Here is a 21544-nt window from a genome sequence, read left to right as displayed (position 1 = left end):
GCCCTGTCCGAAGGATACGATCTATCTCATGACTGTAATTCCTAAGCCGGCGCTATTTCGGCTTTTATTATAACACATATCACATTTGAACTTGTACCAGCTAATAAGGATAAAATTCCCATAAATGTTGCCATTTCTCCATATTCTCAGTCTGGTTCAAAGAATACGTTAACATCCTGATCGTATGCTATAAAGTCTGACCTCACTGAAATCAATTAGAGGAGGAAAATCGATGTCGTTTGGGTTCCGGAAGTTGGGTGTATGGTTTGTAGCTTTGGTATTGCTTGCAGGTGCTTATTCGTACCCGGGTTATGAAGTGAAGGCTCAAGGTTCAGCAGGCTACTATCACACCTCAGGCAATAAAATCGTGGATTCCGCAGGGAATCCCGCCGTATTCAACGGACTCAACTGGTTCGGCTTCGAAACCGCGAATTACTCCCCGCATGGGTTGTGGACCCGTTCCATGGATGATGTGCTCGATCAGATCAAGACGAAAGGCTATAACCTGATCCGGCTGCCCTACTGCAACCAGATGTTCGATTCAGGCTCTGCAGCCAATAGTATCGATTATGCCAAAAATCCTGATCTTATCGGTCTGAAGCCGGTGCAGATTATGGATAAACTGATTGAAAAAGCCGGTAATCGCGGCATCCGGATTTCCCTTGACCGACACCGGCCGGATTCCGGTGGACAATCGGCGCTGTGGTATACTGCGGCCTATCCCGAAACCCGCTGGATCAGTCAGTGACTGGGTGATGCTGGCCCAGCGATATGCAGATAACCCTACAGTCATTGGAGCCGATCTGCATAATGAACCGCATGGTACGGCAAGCTGGGGAACAGGTAATCTTGCCACAGACTGGCGGCTGGCCAGTGAACGGGCAGGCAATGCGATTCTCGCCGTGAATCCGAACTGGCTAATCCTTGTCGAAGGCATCGAAACCAACGTTCAGGGCAACTCCAGCAGCTATTGGTGAGGCGGTAATCTGACAGGTGTGCGTAATCATCCGGTCACGCTTACAGTGCCAAACCGTGTGGTCTATTCCCCGCATGATTATGGTCCCGGCGTTGCTTCACAGACTTGGTTCAGTGCTGCCGATTTCCCCAATAATCTGCCGAAGCTGTGGGATGATACCTGGGGATACATCAGTAAGGAACAAATTGCCCCCATTCTTGCAGGAGAATTCGGCGGGCGCAGCGTAGATACCCTCTCGGCGGAAGGGAAATGGCAGAATGCGCTCGTAAGCTACATCGGCCAGAACAATCTCTACTGGACGTACTGGAGTCTTAATCCGAATAGCGGAGATACCGGAGGTCTGCTGCTGGATGACTGGACATCCTGGAATGGGCCGAAGCAGGCTATGCTAGACCCTATTATGAAGCCGGTGACCTTTATCCCTGTTGGTGATCCTGGCGGACCCGGGGAAGGACCGGGGCCGGGCGACCCTCAAGCCACACTGCTCTACCATGCCGGTGAGACGGGGACTGCCGTCAACTCGATCAGAGCCAGCCTGCAGCTCAGGAACGAATCCGGCACCTCTATTCCGCTGAATGAGCTTACGATACGTTATTGGTATACCAGTGATGGAAGCGCTGCACAGACCCTGGAATTTGATTATGCTGTCATAGGCAAAGAAAAACTGCTGACGGAGATCGTCCCCTTGACTACGCCGCTTGCAGGTGCCGATACCTATGCGGAGATCGGTTTTACGGCTGGTGCAGGCTCACTCGCAGCTTCCGGCACAACCGGGGACATCCAGTTCCGCATTCACAACAATAACTGGTCGAATTACAACCAGGCCGATGACTACTCGTTCCAGCCAGCCATCACCAGCAATGCTGCGAATGACCGCATCACCGTCTATTATCAAGGCAAGCTGATTTACGGAATTGAACCATAAATGTCTGAATTGACCATATCTGGCAAGCTGTCCAATGGGTACGCTTAAGGTGCATGAGCACCTTAAGGAGGATGAAAGAGATGTATGAGCATCATAGACAGACGCTGGAGAAGCTGGTGGGGAAGCTTGAGAAGGACCCTTCCTGCCTGGCGGTAATCACCAGCGGTTCGGTAGCCCAAGGAACCGCCAAGGAGACCTCGGATGTGGATGTTCACCTGGTATTAACCGATGAAGCCTATGCAGAATATGACCGGGACCATATGCTGTCCTACTTGGACCGGGAAGTCAGCACCTATGAAGGGGGATACGCCGATATCAAAGTGATCAATCTCCGGTTTTTGGAGCTTGCCGCCAAGCGGGGCAACGAGCCGACGAGGTATGCTTTTACCGGTTCGGACGTTGTATTCTCCAGAATCCCGGAGCTGAACGAACTGGTAGCCCGAATTCCCGTCTACCCTGAAGAAAGCCGGGATCGCAATCTGCGGGACTTTTGCGCCCATATCTTCCTGTACGCTTTTTATTTCGCCAAAGAAGCGGCCCGGAAGAACGACGCCTACGTGCTCGCTCACACCGCCAGCAACCTGGTAATCTTCAGCGGGAGGATGATCCTGGCTTATAACCGGATGCTCTTTCCAAGCCACAAGGGGCTGCTGGATGCCGTAGATGCTGCAGAAGCTAAGCCGAAGGACTTCCGTAAGCTCGCTGCAGAGCTGCTGCAGTCACCCGGCGCAGATAAGAGTATGCGCTTCGCCGCGAAGGTGCTGGCTTTTTATAATCATGGCCTTTCCTTCGAGCAGGCGCTGGGCATTTATGTGATGAACAACGAGCGCTCCTGGATAGAGCAGTCTCCTTCCTTGCAGGACCGCTAATCCAAAACAGCGATTCTCCGGTATACGGGAATCGCTGTTTTGACGTTTTGGCTATGGGCGGGTTGCTTCATAGATAGACCCAAGCGCTGCTGCGCCTCGGCCATGATTAGGGATTGCAGGTGTACCCGTTCCCATGTAGCTTCCAGCTTTTCTGCCCTTTGCCCGCTCATCATTTCTGCGAAAGCATTCAACTGGCTGACATAGTAGTTCATCGGCAAATTCACACAGGGTGCTGCGGTTATCCGGAAGATCATGCCGTATTTTGATTTTGTAGAACCCTTTGACTGGCCGGAAGAAATCCGGGACCGTCAGCACTGTATGCTCGAAATACAGGGTATGCGAAGCCCGGAAAGGCAGCTCAAAGGAAGTGAGACACTCAGCTTCCAGACCGTTCTTATATTGCAGCGCCGCCTGAAAGGTCCAATCACAGCCTTCCGGCCCGTCAAAAGCCGACTGCGCCCTGATCTCACTGGGCTGAAGACCGGCAAGGGTCTGCAGGAACTGCAGCCAATAGCAGCCCAGATCGGCAAAAGCGCCTCCCCCCTTAGCCTTGACACTGCGGTAATTCCCGGCATGTCTGTCCTTGGCAGGTACGGATATTCTTGTACTGATCTTATAGAGCGGGCCGAATTGCCCGGAGTCGACAATGGATTTGAGTGCCTGCTGCCAAGGGTGGAAGGCAATCATCAGACCTTCGGCGAGCTTCAGGGCGGCGGATTTTTCTTTTACCAGCCGTAACCGTTCAGCTTCTTCGGGATGTAGGCACATCGGCTTTTCTACCAATACATGCTTCCCCGCCTTCAATGCCCGGACTGCCCATTCTGTATGAAGCTCATTGCTGAGTGCAATATATACCCCATCCAGATCATTTAACTCCAGCAGTTCCTCCAGACTGCCCGCCACATAAGGAATCTGGTAAGCTTCCGCCATTTTCGCTGCCTTTTCCAATGTCCGGTTGGCGATTGTGGTTATCCGAACCTTCTCCACAACCCGTGCAGGCTCCAGCATGGCTGGTACAGCAATGTTCGAGGCACCCAGGATACCGAGCTTATAGACAGGTTGATCACACCCGTTCTTCATACATGTGTCAGGGCAGCATAGGTATTCAAGTACAGCACATTGCATTTGGAACAGGCCGGCGACAAGCCTTCATCCAGAATCCGCCGCAGTCTGTCGTAGCGGGCTGAATTCCATATTTCCGTCAGCGATTGCTCTTTCACATTGCCAATGGCCAGCTCGCCGAAAAATTTGCAGGCACTCACCATGCCGTTCGGAGCAATATCCACCCGGGTACTGAGCGCCAGACATTTCGACGTACTGCGGGAGGCCATCGGCTTGCCGGCCACAAAATCTTCGATTTGGTTCAAGGGGAAGGAAGCCATCTGGCAGGTGCGAATAAAATGCAGGTTATGCAGGGGGATTTGTTAGTTATACCGCCTGGGGTTTCCCATGTCTTTCACCCTCAGGATATGACCGGTACAGAGCCGCTCCTCATCTTCAATTGTATGCTCAGGCCTGAGCTTGGCAGGATTCTCAGAGAGCTGCCGGGACCCTTCTCTGAAGAGGAGATGTTGCCGCTCCTGAAGCTTCTGGAGGTGAAGCAATGGTTCGGGTATAGGGAGAAAAACGTGGAGCTGGCCTTATTGCTCCGCCGTATGCATGAGATGCAGAGCTGTGGCTCACTTAGGGATCAACAGCAGCTATACCCGTTGCTGTTCGAACTGGCGAATCTCATTATGCCCGCAGCCGCCATTCCTTTCGCTCAGCAGTCCGGGATGGACTATGATCCGCTGCATGACGTCATCCTGTATATGATCAGTAATTTCAGAGAGAAAATCACGCTGAAGGAGATGAGCCGGCAGATTGCGGTGAGCTCCCGCCAGTTTCAGAGATTATTCAAAATAAAGACCGGCAAGTCCTATCTCCAGATGCTCCAGGAAATCCGCATGAAATACAGCTGCCTTCTGCTGATGTTCACGGAGCTTGGGATACAGTCCATTGCCCTGGAGGTCGGAATTTACGACATGAAATATTTCTACCGGCTATTCCGTGAATATAGCGGTATGACTCCTGCTTCTTACCGAAACCGGTTGCAGAGTCACTTTTTGTCGGCGAAGGAGATGATGAGCAGTGCTGAACATTGCTCCCATTAAGAGTACGCCTTACCCTACTCTACGCAGTTGTATTGATGACTGTATCCAGTCTGTTGCGCAGTGGCAAGACAAGGACAGCAAGTGCATGTACGGCAATGCCTGGCAGATGTCCTTTGAAGAACAGCCGTCCCCGGATCAGCCGTTGATTGAGCGGTTAATGCTGCCACGGATCAGTACAGAATCCCTGTCTGCGTACCATGGCCTTATGTTCAGTTATATCGACGGAAAGAACCGGCTATGGATAAGAACTTTATGCTGGACCGCCTGGAGAGCCGGCTGTCTTCGGGAATGCCGGTTCTGGTCGGATTCGATTCATATGACTGCCCCTGGTGTGTAGCCTTCCGCAGGCTGCATACCAGTCATGCCTGTCTCGCCGTTGGACTGGACCGGCCCGGCAACATCATTTATCTAACGGATGCCTACTATGGCAAAGCGCTTGAAGCTGTGGACTTCGATGTCCTCGAGCAAGCCTGCCATTTCTATGCCTTATTTGATCTTTGTGATGCTTCGCGTTCATACACTGATTGGCAGACTACGCTTCAAGGAATGCTGACGAGCCCTTCCAATCTGGTTCAGCCGGGCGAGGTTGCTGCTAACCTCAGATCCTATGCCGAAACCTATCTGCATACAGGAATCGCCGCTGATAATTCTGCCGAATCCAGTTCTCGCTTCAAGCTGTATGCCAACGCCCTGCCCATCAGCCGGATTCGGTTCAGCCTGTTCCTGCAGCTGCTTAATCGCGAAGCCCATGTACCCGCACTCTCCCGGGCCGCCGAGGGCTACCGGCATGCAGGCGAGCAGTGGGATCTGATTAATCAATTCATGATCAAGGTGATGTGTTCCGGCAATAAGCCGGCCGGGCGGGTGAAGATTCACAGAAAAATGTGTGAAATCATCAGTCTGGAAGAGCAGCTTCTAGAGGAATTGGTTCAATTGACGATGCAGGCTGGATGGGCCCAGTAAGTTCGTCAACAACTGTATCCAGCCGATTTCACTCCATCACAGTCCTAGATCTTCGGCAACCCGATGCCTTCAAATTCACGTAAATGGCCACAAAAAAAGAAGACGCACAAGGGTTTGGAGTTGCCCGTGGTCTTCTTAAAGCATTTATATCAACTGAACCTACTCACAAAAAAAACAATATCATCTGTCTTCAAAACATAACTCTGCAATCTACCGAGGTCTTCATCGGATACTTGTGGGATACCATTTTTGGGTTCAGGGAGGTCGCCGGTTTGAAGTGTTCTGTTATTATGATTGGCGTACCTTCCTAAACATAATCTTTTGAGTGAAGCGTACTTCCGAAAGGGCCAGGACGAATATCGGAGATTCCACCAAGTTCACTCTGTTCCCAAGCGAAAGCCTAAAAAGAGTCAAGAAATAATATCCTTGACCCTTTTTCGTCAATTCTTACATATTAATGCCTAAGATTCTCAACTGTTCATTAATCTTAGCTTCAAGCTCAGCGATTTCTTGTTTATCTTGCTCTAATAGCTTATTCACTTCGGCAAGGTCAATGGTTTGTTCTTCTTGAGACGTATCCACGTAGCGAGGAATATTTAAGTTAAACTCGTTTTCTTTAATTTCTTCAAGTGATGCCACATGAGCATATTTATCAATATCTACACGATTTCGGTAAGTTTCGATAATTTTATTAATATTTTTACCGGTAAGTTTATTTTGATTCTTACCTTTTTCAAATTCATTGCTTGCATCGATAAACAAGATGTCTTTTGCTTTACGATTTTTCTTAAGTACTAAGATTATAGTTGGGATAGATACGCCGTAGAACAAGTTGGCAGGCAAACCTATGACTGTATCAAGATAATTTTTCTCAATGATCGTTTGGCGAATCACACCTTCTGCTGCACCGCGGAACAAAACACCATGCGGTAATACAATCCCCATCGTTCCCGTATCATTCAGATGATACAAACTGTGTAAAATGAATGCATAATCTGCTTTAGTTCTGGGAGCGAGTTTACCAAATTCTTTAAAGCGCGGATCTTTGAGTTTCGTTTCGCTATTATCCCAATGAGCAGAATATGGAGGATTCGCGACGACGGCATCAAATGAGCGTGGATGGTCATTTCCTTTTGCATCCGGTCCATCAGGCCAATCGCTTTCCAGTGTATTAGCATTAGACAGAGTCATGTTATTAAACGAAACACCATGCATCATCAGATTCATACGAGCCAAGTTGTAGGTTGTCGTATTCTTTTCTTGACCGAAAAATTTAATCGCCCCGGGTTTATCTCCACCAGGCAGCTCGCCTTGTACCGTTAACAGCAATGATCCAGATCCACAAGTCGGATCATATACTGAATAAGTGTGCTCCGATTCTTCTACACCATCCGTTACGATTTTAGCCAAAACTTTAGAAACTTCATGAGGCGTGTAGAACTCTCCACCTTTTTTACCTGCACTTGCTGCAAATTGACCGATCAGGTATTCATAGATTGCGCCAAGAATATCTTTGTTATCTTCACCTTTGTAATCAATGTCGTGAACAAGCTTTACAATTCGGTTCAGTGATTTTGCACGTTCATTGGTGGAGGAACCCAGGCGCGAGTCTCCAAGATTGACGTCGTTAAATACACCACGGAAATCTTTCGCAGCTTCTTGGTTTAATTCAGCGTTGCGATTAAAGTTATCAAAAATAGTTTGATAATCGCTTGGAATCACCATGCTATTATCGATCTTTTGAACTAAAGATTCCCAAGTATCAAGTGGTGCAATAGCATAGCCTAGACTTGAAGAAATATCTTCTAAGTAATCTTTCAAATCGTCGCCATTCGCTTGTTCTAAATAGGCTTTATTGATCGATTCACCCTCGGCAACATCAAGAACATTATTTTCAACTAAATACAGTTCTTGATGTTCTGAAAGATAACGATAAAACATAAAGGCTAAGATGTAGTTCTTGTATTCTCCGGCATCCATGCCTCCGCGAAGCTCGTTTGCCATCGCCCACAGTTTGGTTGGGATGGTTTGCAGGTTATTACCCATTTTATTTTCCTCCTAGATAAACATTTGTTTTAGTAGTGCTTTCTTTTGTTCTTGCAAGTGATGTAGCTTACGCTGATGAAGAGTGATGAGTTGGTCGAGTTGGTTGAAAAGGGTGCCGATTTTAGTTTGTTCCTCTACACTTGGAAGTGATATAGGTGTTCTTAACATCTCATCTTTATTCACGAATTTCGTTGCATTACCTGTTGTTACAGATTCAAAATGCCCTTTATTATTAAGTTTATGTAGTGATGTTTGAATAAACATAGAACTTACATTTTTATTCAAAGTAAGTTTCAAAATATTCCAAGCAACTAAAAACTCTTTTTTAGTTTTCACAACAACGCTTGGACCTATAGTTCCAATGTTTGCGAATAATATATCATCTATTTTGGGAACATATTTCGGAAAATAATTTGGATATTTTTCTTTATCTAAATAACGAATATCGTCGAAAGATATTTGACCGCTTGTTATGTGTTTTGATTGTAATATTTCAACTCCGTCATTAGAATACTCGACTTTGTCACTTGCTGTGTTAATTCCTTGATAAGCTTCAGCTATTACATCACCCAGCTTACGCTGTTCCCATGCACGCGTGAATCCAGGGAAACGAACTTCTGGAAAATCTTCGCCATTTTCCGGTAAAATTTTTTGGAGCAACCCAGCCTTTAAGTTTTTCAATTTATTTAACTTACTCTGATGAAGGGTGATGAGGTGTTCGAGTTGCAAGTTAAATTCCAATATATTTCTTTGCTCTTCGATTTGAGGAAAAACCAAGTTTATTTTTTTTAAATCTGAATTGTGCAAATGAACTACAGATTTGCCTTGAGCTCGTTTTACCATATCTCTATTTGGTGCTCCATTTGAAATTGCTAAAGCTAAAAAAACAGGATCAATTTGCTCGTTAGGTTTAATAACATTTAGGTCTCCACCTAGTATTACTCCTGGCTTTCCAATCACTGAAGCTCTTGAGATATCTTCTGCCGTTTCCCCGGATGCAGGAACAACAACTTCGTTTCCTTCACTTATTACAGATTTATCTTTCATTTCTACAAATGTATCAACATCATTAATCACTGTTTCGTATTTAGTATAAAGACGACCATATAAAACGATTGGCGAACCGGTTTCGCTTAAATCATTCTTCGTATAACCGCTTCCTTTTGAAAATTCTGCGAGATCACCCAACTCACGCTGTTCCCAAGCGTCAGTGAATCCAGGAAATCTTAATTTAGGTACATTTTCTTTGTGTCTGCTCATTACTGCTCTCCCTGTATGGTCTTGATTACTCGATCAAAATCAGACACTATTTTTTGATGTTTGTTGAATTCTTTATACTCACCGATCGCCTTTTCCTTAGCCTTACTTTGTGAAATGCGCCCATTTCCATCCAGAATTTCATAGCGGTTGAATGTTAAGAATTCATCAATGCTTTTCGCGAAGTCCTGCATTCCCAATAAAACCTCATCTTCGAGCAGACGCTCAACATAGTCAAAATAAGCGGATACGTTACGCTCCAGACTGCGAATTTCTTTTTCCAATAAATAATTCTTTGCAATGGATACGTCGGATTGCAAGATTCGGCCATCGGGCGAGTTCTTCCAAGAAGTAAGCCCCATATGTTCCTTGTCTTTATCGGCACTGTCATAAACAATTTCAGCAGCCGTTTTGCCTGTGATCGCATAATGAAACTTGTTTTGAACGGTCGCATAAAACTTCTTCGTAACGTCTGCGTTTCTGTCATAGTCGTATGAAATTTCCGCAAATACATCGGATATTTGTTGCCATATCCGTCGTTCACTTGCTCGAATGGAACGAACAGTTTCAATCAACTCGCGAAAGTAATCCTTGCCAAAAACATTCTCGCCTTGTTTCATACGTTCAACATTAATTTTAAAACCTTTTTGGATATAGTCTTTTAAAACATCCGTTGCCCAGATCCGGAACTTTGTTGCCTTTTGCGAATTTACACGATAGCCAACTGAGATAACAGCATCCAAGTTGTAATATTTCACTGGTTTCGTTTGTGTTTTTCCTTCTATTGCCCCGTGTTGAGTGGTATGTGCAATTTCTGCAATAACCACTTTTTCATCGAGCTCACCTATCTCAAAAATATTTTTCAAATGACGAGAGATTGACGTTCTATCAACATCAAACAACTCTGCGATAGTTTTTTGGGTTGCCCAAATTGTTTCGTCTTGAACAAGAACTTCCACTTTCTCATCGGCATCATACATCAAAAATTGTATTTCTTTCATCCCGATCTCCCATCTCCCCGTCTTATTGAACAGTTTCGAATTTATTAACTTTTTACCAGTTCATCTGCCAGTTTGTAAATCGCGTCGCGCAACCCGTTTCGATATTTCATCTTAGTTAATGACTGTACTTTTTCGTCATGAGAGAGTAGCGCATAGTTAGAACTGGCTTGAGCGATAATGTCACGGATTTGGCCCGTATCATCCAGGTCTTGCAAGCCGTAGCGATGGCGGCTAAACAATTCTCGCATTTGGGCGCTTGTGATAATATCCGCGATTCCCCACTTCACCCGAAAGTCAAGAAACATGCGATCCAGACTAATATTGTTCGCTTGCTGGATAACCAACTCACTGTCCTCTAGTTTCACAGGATACTTGAAATCAGAACCAGCAGGCGGGAAGTGTCCTTCAATAATAGCAGTAGCCGCATTCATAATCTTAGTCGCATAGTGACGATCATCCAACCCATTAGCAAACTGGTTGATTTTTTCTTGCGTCTCTTTGGCTTCTCGATCTTTACCTTCATGAACTTGGTTTAATAATTTTTCCACGAGTTCAGTCAGATAATCATAATCCACTTTAACATCTTTCACATGTGTCATCCGCAGTTCGATTTGATATACAGGGATTTTCTTCTCTTTCGCAATATGCGACTTGAGTTCATTGGTTAACACTGTTGTCAACATAACTTCTTGCTCTGAAGTCATCCCTAGCTTCTCTAATAACTCCTCCGGATCATCATAGTTAAATCCGACGTTTTCACCCTCAACTTCATCGGGATCATACTGCTTTAATTTTGCCATTCCTCTGTTATACTCACGAAGCAAATCAAGCATCTCGTCCTTTTTCTTTTCAGATGGAGGCAACTGTTGAAAATTAGACGTTAAGTTACCCAGCTTGCCAACCACTTCTTTCACTTCGCTAAATACATCTTCAAAGGGCTTGGCAATGATCCCGTCTTCCTGATTGGATTCACGTTGTTTGTCTTCCGGCAATATGGCTGAGTCTTTATTGGCGTAAACAGCGAGCGCTTTATTCATCAACTTCTCATTTTGAGCAGGCCAGCGATAATTCACTACACGTCCCCACGGTTTTTCTTGCATATCCGAAATCCGGTTCGTTCTGGAATAAGCTTGAATTAATCCGGCTCCTTTTAAGGTGCGATCCACATAAAGCGTGTTAAGTTCAGGTGCGTCAAAACCCGTCAATAATTGGTCAACCACAATAACGAGATCAAGAAAATTTCGGTCTGAGGCGGATTTATTCAAGCGTGAAGCCACGTCTTGCGTATAGCCGGAAACATCGTCCATCCCAAAGGATGTACTAAATTCGGCATTATAAGCGGTAATCGCATAGTGCAGACCTTGATTGGCGGCAAGCATACCATCGTTATTTGAAGTATTTTGACTAAATGTCACAGCAACTTTTAAGGTTTGTCCGCCATTCTTTTTATTTTCTTCGTTGATACGTTGAAACTCATTAAAATACATCATCGCCATTGGCGTACTTGCTTTACCGCCGCCCACGTGAGTTGTAAACAAAGCATTATACTTTCCTTCATTCGAACGATTACGCCAATTTTTAAAAATGTCCTCGACTACTAATTTGACGTGATCCGGGTTTTCGTCGTAGAAACTGGGTTCAACAGCATCATCCATATCTTCTTGGGAGAGATTATTGATTTTCTCCTGAATTCGTTCTTCCATCCATTTGGGATAACGTTCACGGTAGAACGCAGGAAGATATTGTTCTTTCATTTGTTTTTCGTTAATGGTGGTCTCGAAATCAACTTTGAACCCTAAAACATTGCGGTCAGCAATGGCTTCCCGAATGGTATAAGCGTGTAAGAGCGGACCAAAAATATCTTCTGTTCGAAGACCGGTGGTCGTTTCATCAAACATCGGCGTTCCCGTATAACCCACCCAAGCGGATTTTTTAAAAGCTTTTTGGATATTCCTGAATGAGTCACCGCCTGTTGAACGATGGGCTTCGTCCACGATAAATACGATATTTTTATCTGGAGCTTTAAAAGTTTTGCGTTTCACCAACGTGTCCAGTTTTTGAACAGAAGTTACAACAATGCTGTTGTCTTTACTTTTAAGCTTACGACTCAAATCAGTCGTATTGTCTGTGTTTTGAACGCTGCCCAATGTGTCTTCGGTCGCATCAGGATCATAAGCTTTGTAATTTTCATTGGTTTGCTTGGTTAAAGCAATTCGATCCACAACAAAGACAACCTTGTCCACCTTCGGCATACGGCTTGCCAGCCATGCTGTTTTGAAGCTTGTGATCGTTTTACCCGCTCCAGTTGTGTGCCAGATATAGCCGATTTTATGGGTGCCGAGCTCAAAATCTGAACGTTTCAAGCCCTCAATCACATTCTGGGTCGCATATACTTGATACGGACGCATCACTTTCAACATTTGTTTGTTTTTTGTGCCATCTAAGATCATGTAGTTGGTAGCCATTTGATGTGCCATTGGAATAGAAAGCATAGAGTCTGCGAATTCTTTCCAGTTGCGAACGATGGTATTGTCACTCTTGCGCTGCCAGTTGAAAGCGAAGTCCTTATTAAATTTATCTGGCGTAGTATTAGCCATATACTTCACATTATTTGGTGTTATAGCCACCAAAATTTGCAAAGTTGAGAAAATATCCCGATATTGATTTTCATCAATATATTGATGCATTTGATTGAGCGCTTCATTGACATCACGAGTATCACGCTTTTCCTCGATTTGAATGATCGGCAGACCATTAATCAGTAAAGTCGTGTCAAAACAGCGATTTAGTTTTCCTGCGATAATTGCTGGTCGTTCAATTTGATTGACTACTTGATAAACAGTATCCCCTGCCCCTATTTGTTTTTGATCAAAAACGGTAAGAAATACATGGCGTCCATCGTCTAAATCAATCTCGATTTGCGACACTCCATTTAAGCCATACAAGAACTGCCCCGCTTCATAAGGTGTCTGAATATCAGAGATTATTTTCTTAACCTGATTAAATTCCACAACGCTTAAAGGATGTTCAAGTGTATTTTGATTGTGTTGTTCCAGGATCGCCTTGAAGTTACCCCAGAGTTGATCTGTCGTTTTAATAGTTGATCCATATTTCCAATGTTTGGTTTTCACTATGTAATCCATATTTGATTCGTTGACAACAAAGTTGCTTATCCCTTCATGATGTTCTGATTTTGTAATTGTGCCACTTGTAAGGTATTGAATTAAATCGGTTTCAAATTGATTCTCGGTCATTTATTGCTTGCCTCCCTAAGTTTTTCTAGTACTATAGCAGTTTCCAAATTTGAAACTCTTTTTTTTAACGCTTCCAACCGTAATTGGCTGAAATAAAGTTCACCGGTAATGAGTTGAATTTCCATTTTTGGCAATTCAAGAAATTCAAGTTCTTTCACTTGTTTCAACGTGTATTTTAGAACTTGTGACCCCTGTAATCCCATTTGAAGCTGTTTTTTAATGAATTTATCTTCATTAAGTAAGTAAACAAGATATTTTGAATCCACCTTTTCATTTGTTACTAACTTAACGTAGTTTTGCGTGTATAGATATCCGTGATGATTTGCACTAACTATAGTAGATTCTCCCGATATCAAACTAAAGACAAGATCACCTTGACATAGTGTATTCACTCGATCAAAAGTTCGCACTTTTTTGCTGTCCCTACCATTAGAATCAATTCCTAGCAAATCATCTTCAATTTCTGATTGTCCATAATAGGTATAAAGTGGTGCTTTATCATCAGACACTTCTTTAATTCTGAATTGCGACGAGCCACTTACGAACTCAACTATATCATCCAACCTCTTCATATGAATTTGTGCCTTTCTTAAATTTAATTTTCAAACCGCTTTATATTCACAGTTTATCAAATAGACTGCGAAAAATCAAGATTATTTTTTTAATTTAAAAAAATTACAATTCAAGATAAGAAAGCGGTATTAAATTTTGTACAAAAAAAGTTGCCTGCACTGTTTAAGAGCAAACAACTTTTTATTTTCGTAGCCAGTATTAAATTATTCGAAAATGCTTTGAAGCAACTTTGATTCCATCTACCTTTTCTGGTGTCAAATATTTTCTCGGTTGTTTTGTATATTTGGTTTTTTTCGGGCAAGAAGCGCCACCGACTCCACATGTGTCGAGTGCTCAGTGTGAACAATCCTTATATGATGTGCCCCTAGACTTTTAGCCTGACTAGTAGATTTTCGCCTGTCAGGCTTTTGTTTTGTTAATCTTAAGGACGGTTCGTTTATGTGTTGAAGTTGAGCTTACTATCGAATCCACCTTCAAGCAAACAACACTTTAAATACTAATCTCCTAGTTCATCGCATGCAAATTTATTGTATTTGGCTTCATCACCATGTAATAAGTACTAAAAACTTCTATAACCTTTTTGCAGGATGCCCTTTCCATACTTCCATATATGGGGATGCCTCGATAATTCGAAACCTTAAAAACTCAGTCGTAGTACCAATATGAAGAGCTGGTACAATTATTAGAAATTGTGTATCATTTGGCAATGTGAACGGTGTGTATCGTCCACTTCTTATTATATTTATTTCTCGATCTCTATAATCTAAATACGTACTAATTTTTCTGTCATATTGATCCGAAATTTTTCTTTTAAAATTTGAGATTGAAGGGTACAATCCGTAAATTTCTAACTGGTTTATTATGTCATTAATTGAATTACAGCAGGAAACAATTTCTTCAGTGCTGGGAAAGTCTATTCTATTATGCTTTATACGATTTCTTATACTACATACTTGATTTGTTTCTAATACTATAGTTGTGTTCTTTAACAATGTGATAATTTTTTGAATATCCTCCAAATTCACATTTAATAAATGTATATTGTGTCTAAATGGGAATTCGATAAGTTCAGAATTCCTTGAGTAGTGAGGAAGATTCTCGAATGGTTTAACATATTTATCTCTTTCGATCATTACAGACTCACATAATTTTGCAAGTATCCCGAACCCGGTGATCAAAGGAAATAAAGTATTCTTACCTTTAGGATTTAACTCTAATTTTTCATCATCACCAAACATTGCTCCATTCAATTTCTCTACCATAATGTTAAGACCATCCTCAAAACTATAGCTGAAGTGGGTTTTAGAGAAGTGATCAGAAAATAGCATCCATGAAGTAAAAGAAAGGGCATTTTCAAGAATTTCTTCTAAAGATACAAAAAAATTAATTGCTTCACTACGAATTATTTCTTTATCATTTTCGTTTCGGGATATCACACTCGAAGCAACTTCTTTGAATCTTTTAAGTCTATCCCAAAACAAAGATTGACTCTTAGGAAAAGACATTTGATTAAATCCTAATTTCCATAAAATTTTCTTAATAATTCTTTCATCTTCATCTTCATTACTCGGATAATGGTAGCGTCAAGAAGTTTGTGTAATTATTTTTAAGGGTTGTAGGATATCCATTGGGACAATGGATATGAATGGTATTCAAAGGGTCAGGGGGGATCCCCCCTGCGAAAATTTCCTTTCATATCCAGTTGCGTCTGCCGTCGGTTTTGTTTTTAGTTGTCTTGGGCTGGGGGATACTTTTCCGCAAACTTTTTACTCAAAGCGGCTTTCGTCTGGGGGTCCCCAAACCCCCGCAGGACACGTCGGCTCCATCTCTCGTTGTACCCCATCGCTTCCAAATAGACAATCTTTTCGGCGGCATCCATATTGGTCAAACTGTTCATGGGACGCAGCCGTTTGCGGATTTCTTTGTTGGTTCGCTCGATCGGGTTGGACGTGTAAATGGCGTACCAGATCTGGGGTGGGTAGTCGTAAAAGCGCAGCAACACATCCAGCTGCTCTCCCCAGGACTCCAGTTCCTTGGGATAGATTTTGCCCCATTTCTTCAGCACCACATCAAAGTTGGCAAGTGCCACATCCTTATCCGGTGCGGTGTAAATGGTCTTCAAATCGCCGACCATCTCGGTCTTGTGGGTATCCCGAATTTTGGGCAGCGTGTTGCGTATCTTGTGGGTCACACAGCGCTGGACATCGGCTTTGGGGTAGGTTTCCTTGAAGGCTTCCTCCAGCCCGGCCAGCCCGTCAAAGACGCCCAGCAGCACCTCATGCACGCCAGCACTTCCCGCCAGCCATACGCGCTCTCCTTGCCGCCAATAGCGAAGCTGAGAATTTCCCGGTGCCCGTCTTCGTCGATCCCCATCGCGATGTAGATGACTTCACTGGCCACGGTTTGACGCTTCAGCTTGACGTACATGCCATCCAGATAGATGACCGAGTAACGCTTAGAGAGCGGACGATTTTGCCAGGCGGCAACATCTTCAAGCACCGTGCCGGTGATGTTGCTCACCGTCGTTGGAGAGTACGAGGTCCCAAACATTTTTTCGATAAACGAGGCGATATCCCGGGTGCTCATGCCCCCTTTATACATGTGGATCACGGTGTCTTCCAGCCACGCCTCCCGGCGCTGGTACGGCTCAAAGAGCTCCGTCTGGAACAGACCCTGCCGATCCCGTGGGACGTTCAGGTCGGGGATCAGGCCGTGGCGTGTTTCCCAGGTGCGGGTGTAATATCCGTTGCGAGTATTGGAGTCTTCCGGATGTTCGACACCGAGGTAATTTTTGATTTCTTCGCGGAGCATGAGTTCAATCTTTTCTTTCAGAAAACTTTGGATGCTATTTTCGAGTAGATCCTGGAACGGGTTTTGTTGTATACTTGTCATTGAGTAGGGCTCCTTTTCTTGGTGACTTCGCATTCCCAAGGATACCCTACTTTTTTGTCGTTTACTAGACTCCCCGGTCCTTACACAAACTATTTTACGCCATCCGGATAATAGAAGTACCCAAATTTTAGATATGAAAAACATTTTTCTGTATGTTCCTTAGAGTCTAAAATGAGTTCTCTTACTACAACAGAGGGGTCTTTTTCAATTAAATACCTATCCAGTTTTGTGTCAGTATTACTTTCCTTTATACTTCTGAGTTTCCATTCTAGAATTGATGGTTCTTGCATGTATATATTTCTTATCAGGTACTTGATCCTGGAAAATGCTATTTGATTAATATTACGCTTATCAATAGATCTTATTCCCTTGTCGGAACACTCACATATTAGTTCCAGCCAACCGTAAGTTATTCTTCTAGGAGAAGATTCCCTTATTTCTGTAGAAGGGATTGTTATTTTGTTACCTTCGATTAATAATTCAATTGTCTCTGTTATTTCATTATCCCCTAAAAGTAAAATTAACTGTAGACATTCACTCTTGGAAAGAGTTGATATAACTTGCTCATTTGAATTACGCCATCTTTCACTATCTGTTTGCCATTTCTGTAATTTCCCTCTGATTTTTTTGGAATATTTCCTAAATAGCTCACTCAAAATCACTTTCAATTCAATTTCATGAAAAGAATTAGCAAGCAACCATGGTAAGTCTTCTAGATGCATATCTTCGTGGTAAGCAATTGTTTTCCTGATTAATTGCTTCAAATTATTAATTTTAGTGTCTGTTAGGTCACCTTCAAAAGTCTTCATATTTTCCTGGAGAAAATCCATTACATTTTCTACAAGACAAGTACCACTCGATAATTTTACAACATGAGCAGAGTTACACGTCGGATCTTCACAATACCACAAAGGAGCAGTGACACTTGGTCTGAGGATTCTTTGTTGCTCAGAAATTAGAAAGCCAAATGGACCGACAAGGAAGTTTTTCACCTGAAAAACTCCCTTTGAAGTTTCATTTAATAACTATAAATGAGCAAATTCGCTTCCAGTAAACTGTAAAATCAAAAAGAATAGAGACAAAGTGCTCTCCTTGTGTTAAAAAGTAGTCACCACAACACACTTTTTAGCCGAAGGAGAACTCACAATGTCCCATACCGCCATCGTACCTGATCATCAAATGCTTCGCAACTATTTATTGCAGCACCGGTTGCCTTTATATTTCTCTAAACCCGTGATGAATCATATCCTATCTTACATGGCAGCAGCAACGTCCAAAGGATTTCGGGGTAAGGTCGTAGATCTAGCCGATTATAGCCCGTGTCACCGCACTGCTCTCGGGCACTTTTTGACTCACGGGCACTGGGACGAAAGGATTCTTCAACATAAAGTGAAGCAAGAATCTATTCGTCATGTACTCCGCGAGTCCACACAAACGGCGGAGCCTCTATTTGTGATTCATGATGATTCGATTTGCAAGAAGACCAAGCCTTCGTCACAGGCCAAGTCTCCCATCGAACAGACTGGATATCATCATTCGCATCTCGAAGGTAAAACCGTCTGGGGCCATCAGGTTCAGGCCACTATCGTACAATGTGGTGCAGCGGCATTGATTCATTCTATAGATCTATACGACAGAAAAAAAGTTCATCCGGATGGCTCCGTCTATACTAAAATCGATCATGTGTGTGACATGGCTGCGACGATGCCTTTGCCTCCATATGGGGGATATGCGCTTGTCGATTCCTGGTTTACTTGCTCCCGGATCATTGACAGCTACGCGACTGCAGGATACCACCTGATTGGCGCTTTAAAAACCAATCGTATTCTCTATCCGCAAGGCATCCGGATCTCGGTTCAGCATTTTGCCGCGCATGTGTCCAAAAAAGACGTTCACCTCGTGACCGTGAATGGTTCTTCGTACTGGACGTACCGATATGAGGGAGCCTTAAACGACATCCCGAATGCAGTCGTACTTCTCTGTTGGCCTGAGCAAGCCTTTGGTCAGCCGAAAGCTTTACGCGCCTTTTTGTGCACGAATGTGTCTTTAGAGACAGAGACGATTTGTACGTATTACAGCAAAAGATGGCCGATTGAAATCTTCTTTAGACAATCCAAAGGTAATTTAGGATTCGAGACGTATCAAGTTCGCTCGGCCACTGCGTTTATTCGTCTATGGGCACTACTCGCCTGGACACATTTGTTCTGTACCGTGGGGCTTGAACAGCCTTGTTCCTTTGGCGATGGGCTACGCACCGTTCGCAAGCAAGTCAAACAAGATATCGCCCAGTTTATCTATGACTGCGGCCGAAAGAACATTCCTTTTCAAGTGATTCAAAAACGATTAAAATTAGCATGATCTTTGATTTGGAATTTTTTGTATCCGTTTTTGCTCATTTATAGTTAATAAATTGAATGTTTGACTATAATCTAGCTTTTCAGGTTTTTCTGAGTAAGTATCATTAAATTTAATGTACAACTCAGTATCAAAAAGCCAAGGGTAAATAATTTTCCTTTCAAAAATATCGCTATCGATTACTCTAAAAAAACCTTCAATGTTTGTATTTTCGAAATCTATCAGGATATCATTATGATAACCTACTATTAGAAGAGCTAGCTTTATTTCTTCGTTTGTAATATTACGGAATTTATCAGATATAATCCCCCTCCAATACTTTGTACTTAGGAATATAGTAGCAAATTTCCTACTTTTTATATAGTAAATATGGATAAATTGTAGATATGTATACTTAATGAAACTCCCCGCAGCAAGCTGCGGGGAGTTTCATTGAAATTACATCGTTGCATAAAGCAACATTATTCTCCCTAAATGATGAGTTTTTTTGTAAAATCATGTATAATGCTGTAAAATGGAAGTTGTTCTATAACTAAATAATAGTGAATGATCACTAGCATGGGGGTTAATATGAAAAAACATATTTCCGAACTTCTAAACCATTCTCGAACTGGACATTCTAACTTGGAATTCGTAGATATTAATGTCTTAGATGACCAAAAATTATTCATTGACCCTTGTTTAATAGAAACTCAACAAGGGTCTTGGTACAATAATGCAACCAATTTGTTGGATAATTTTTTTAATGAATTTTATCAAGCTTACCGTAACAATGATGCACATAAGAAAATAGAGTTACTATCCTGTGCTAGAGAAATCAATTATACAAAGTTAGGTTATGGAAATGGAGATAATGGACATGGTAATACAGCAGAAGGTCTATTAGAAACTTTTAAAAATCTCGAAAGGCTGACAGCCAATATACCAAATATTACGAAAGCAATGGACATACCTGTTACTATATCAGGCTTTAGTGAAGATGGACTTTCGGATATGATAACTAATATTTTACATTTCCAATTGAATGAATTTACATTAGAACAATTAGCTATTGCTAATGTAAAGCCCAATTCTGAAGACACTTTCGATACTTGGGATGTTGCCTCTTCAGCTTGGAAGAAAGTAACACTCCCCTGCTATCGTTATGAAAATAATAAGATTCTTCTAACCCCTAAAAATATCGTTAGAAAAAGATATTTTTTTGGTGCAAATCAATTTTTAATGCGTGTAATTCTAGAAAGAGCTAAAAAAGAAACCGCATATACTACTCCCAAGGGGAAAACTCGTTATCGGACCACCAAGAAAGAGCTCAAAAATGCGATATCAAAAGAAGATCGCAATTGGAGATATAAATATATTAATGAGAAAACAGAGAGTGACCAGTCATTCTTAAAAGATTACCATGATGCCATCCCTTACTTGTACAGTAATAAAGCAATGACTAATGAAGAATTAGACAATTTTATTTACTCGTAAATTACTATGTAGTTTGAACTAAAGGTACTCACAGGACTTTCTATAATAATCAGGTTAAATTCTCCTTAACTTAAGCCTACAATTTTCACGAATGTTATACTACAAATGACGAATGAAACTCCCCGCCACTCAAGAGTGAGTTCTTAACTATCACTACCCTATCAATTTGCCAAGCGCCCCCTTGCCCATCTATGATCATTCGCGGGTACAGATTATCCACTTCACAACGCCCCCCGCCGCAACTCATAAAAATACCGCACAACCGGATGCTTCAACTCCATCTTCTCCGCCATGCTCAAAATCCGCTTTTTCCCAACTCTTCTGTCCACCAAAGCTAGAATATTCAATACGATATCATTGCTCTCTATGCTTTCCTCTATAGGAGTAGATAAAAACTGATTAGCCACAACGATAAAATTCGATTTACTTAATGAAGTCTGTGCTGACAAAAGCTCTTTTGCATGTTCTGAACTTTTTCTGCTTCTAGCCATTACTATTAGACGATTCTCCGGCACTGCTCCCTTGGCAGCTTGTCTGACCGCTTCAATGTCGTCATTGCTGATAGGGATTTGGATATCTGGATCATTCTTAATTTCCAACTCTGATTGATACCATCTGATTGCGTTCGTTTTATCACCCATATTGAGTACGTTCTTTTTATCTACCGAGATATAACAAATGCCTGATTTATCAGGCAGATAACGGTACCCAGGTGCGCGGTATTCTACCCTTCCATGTAACGCAGGACAGAGAAAGCTCTCCAGTTGTTGCTTCAATTTGCTCCAGGACATGTAATTCCCCTCC

Annotated in this window: 18 protein-coding genes and 2 pseudogenes; 9 read left to right on the top strand and 11 right to left on the bottom strand. The window is 42.7% G+C overall.

Going from position 1 to position 21544, the window contains the following annotated elements; translation table 11 throughout:
- Positions 1-232 precede the first annotated feature (232 nt).
- The 4 genes and pseudogenes from B9T62_RS41085 to B9T62_RS36130 all read left to right on the top strand — a co-directional run bounded on the left by B9T62_RS41085 (position 233) and on the right by B9T62_RS36130 (position 2770).
- Complete coding sequence (locus tag B9T62_RS41085) at positions 233-748, top strand: cellulase family glycosylhydrolase (RefSeq protein WP_245864229.1); 516 nt, start codon at positions 233-235, stop codon at positions 746-748.
- A 7-nt stretch (positions 749-755) separates the two neighbouring features.
- Positions 756-1241, top strand: a pseudogene (locus tag B9T62_RS41555) (glycoside hydrolase family 5 protein); the annotation flags it as partial.
- 120 nt (positions 1242-1361) lie between these two features.
- Entirely contained in the window at positions 1362-1901 is a 540-nt protein-coding gene (locus tag B9T62_RS41550; protein ID WP_342746204.1) for a cellulose binding domain-containing protein, read from the top strand.
- An 80-nt stretch (positions 1902-1981) separates the two neighbouring features.
- Complete coding sequence (locus tag B9T62_RS36130) at positions 1982-2770, top strand: nucleotidyltransferase domain-containing protein (protein ID WP_157794148.1); 789 nt, start codon at positions 1982-1984, stop codon at positions 2768-2770.
- A gap of 51 nt (positions 2771-2821) precedes the next feature.
- Here B9T62_RS36130 and B9T62_RS36125 read toward each other — a convergent pair whose 3' ends face one another.
- Both B9T62_RS36125 and B9T62_RS36120 read right to left on the bottom strand, forming a co-directional pair.
- Positions 2822-3850 carry a Gfo/Idh/MocA family protein gene (locus B9T62_RS36125; protein ID WP_169834490.1) on the bottom strand — a complete coding sequence of 343 codons (1029 nt, stop codon included), beginning with the start codon at positions 3848-3850 and terminating at the stop codon, positions 2822-2824.
- Complete coding sequence (locus tag B9T62_RS36120; RefSeq protein ID WP_245864226.1) at positions 3847-4137, bottom strand: SPASM domain-containing protein; 291 nt, start codon at positions 4135-4137, stop codon at positions 3847-3849. The genes B9T62_RS36125 and B9T62_RS36120 overlap by 4 nt, the downstream gene beginning before the upstream one ends.
- 33 nt (positions 4138-4170) lie before the next feature.
- On the opposite strand from B9T62_RS36120, the gene B9T62_RS36115 reads away from it, so the two are divergent.
- The 3 genes from B9T62_RS36115 to B9T62_RS36110 are packed head-to-tail and all read left to right on the top strand — an operon-like array spanning position 4171 to position 5886.
- Positions 4171-4923, top strand: coding sequence for a helix-turn-helix domain-containing protein (locus B9T62_RS36115; protein WP_157794147.1), 753 nt, complete (start codon positions 4171-4173; stop codon positions 4921-4923).
- Positions 4901-5260, top strand: coding sequence for a hypothetical protein (locus tag B9T62_RS40115; RefSeq protein ID WP_169834489.1), 360 nt, complete (start codon positions 4901-4903; stop codon positions 5258-5260). Before B9T62_RS36115 ends, B9T62_RS40115 begins: the two co-directional genes overlap by 23 nt.
- On the top strand, positions 5161-5886 hold the full coding sequence (locus B9T62_RS36110) for a hypothetical protein (protein ID WP_087919662.1): 726 nt from the start codon (positions 5161-5163) through the stop codon (positions 5884-5886). The genes B9T62_RS40115 and B9T62_RS36110 overlap by 100 nt, the downstream gene beginning before the upstream one ends.
- 447 nt (positions 5887-6333) lie before the next feature.
- Here B9T62_RS36110 and B9T62_RS36105 read toward each other — a convergent pair whose 3' ends face one another.
- The 8 genes and pseudogenes from B9T62_RS36105 to B9T62_RS36070 all read right to left on the bottom strand — a co-directional run bounded on the left by B9T62_RS36105 (position 6334) and on the right by B9T62_RS36070 (position 17901).
- On the bottom strand, positions 6334-7932 hold the full coding sequence (locus B9T62_RS36105) for a type I restriction-modification system subunit M (protein WP_087919661.1): 1599 nt from the start codon (positions 7930-7932) through the stop codon (positions 6334-6336).
- A 12-nt stretch (positions 7933-7944) separates the two neighbouring features.
- Positions 7945-9192 carry a restriction endonuclease subunit S gene (locus tag B9T62_RS39780; RefSeq protein ID WP_157794146.1) on the bottom strand — a complete coding sequence of 416 codons (1248 nt, stop codon included), beginning with the start codon at positions 9190-9192 and terminating at the stop codon, positions 7945-7947.
- Positions 9192-10190 (bottom strand): RhuM family protein, encoded by a 999-nt coding sequence (gene rhuM, locus B9T62_RS36095; protein ID WP_087919660.1) that lies wholly within the window; start codon positions 10188-10190, stop codon positions 9192-9194. The genes B9T62_RS39780 and rhuM overlap by 1 nt, the downstream gene beginning before the upstream one ends.
- Positions 10191-10234: 44 nt before the next feature.
- A complete protein-coding gene (locus B9T62_RS36090) occupies positions 10235-13444 on the bottom strand; it encodes a type I restriction endonuclease subunit R (protein ID WP_087919659.1) in 3210 nt (1069 codons plus the stop codon).
- Positions 13441-14016 (bottom strand): restriction endonuclease subunit S domain-containing protein, encoded by a 576-nt coding sequence (locus B9T62_RS36085; protein WP_087919658.1) that lies wholly within the window; start codon positions 14014-14016, stop codon positions 13441-13443. Before B9T62_RS36085 ends, B9T62_RS36090 begins: the two co-directional genes overlap by 4 nt.
- 570 nt (positions 14017-14586) lie before the next feature.
- Entirely contained in the window at positions 14587-15522 is a 936-nt protein-coding gene (locus B9T62_RS36080; RefSeq protein ID WP_087919657.1) for a hypothetical protein, read from the bottom strand.
- Positions 15523-15743: 221 nt separating this feature from the next.
- Positions 15744-16909 (bottom strand): annotated as a pseudogene (locus B9T62_RS36075) (IS256 family transposase).
- An 89-nt stretch (positions 16910-16998) separates the two neighbouring features.
- Positions 16999-17901 (bottom strand): hypothetical protein, encoded by a 903-nt coding sequence (locus B9T62_RS36070; protein ID WP_087919656.1) that lies wholly within the window; start codon positions 17899-17901, stop codon positions 16999-17001.
- A gap of 154 nt (positions 17902-18055) precedes the next feature.
- Between B9T62_RS36070 and B9T62_RS36065 the strand changes: the two genes are divergently transcribed.
- Positions 18056-19267: an IS701 family transposase gene (locus tag B9T62_RS36065; RefSeq protein WP_087913645.1), complete on the top strand. Its 1212-nt coding sequence runs from the start codon at positions 18056-18058 to the stop codon at positions 19265-19267.
- A 567-nt stretch (positions 19268-19834) separates the two neighbouring features.
- The gene (locus B9T62_RS36060) at positions 19835-20740 is read left to right on the top strand and encodes a hypothetical protein (protein WP_087919655.1); all 906 of its coding nucleotides are present in this window, start codon (positions 19835-19837) and stop codon (positions 20738-20740) included.
- Between the two features lie 221 nt (positions 20741-20961).
- Here B9T62_RS36060 and B9T62_RS36055 read toward each other — a convergent pair whose 3' ends face one another.
- Entirely contained in the window at positions 20962-21531 is a 570-nt protein-coding gene (locus B9T62_RS36055; protein ID WP_087920561.1) for an SF0329 family protein, read from the bottom strand.
- Positions 21532-21544: the final 13 nt, after the last annotated feature.

It is taken from the genome of Paenibacillus donghaensis (assembly GCF_002192415.1).
Taxonomy (GTDB): Bacteria; Bacillota; Bacilli; order Paenibacillales; family Paenibacillaceae; genus Paenibacillus_AQ; species Paenibacillus_AQ donghaensis.
This window is presented reverse-complemented; position numbering and strand designations above follow the sequence as displayed.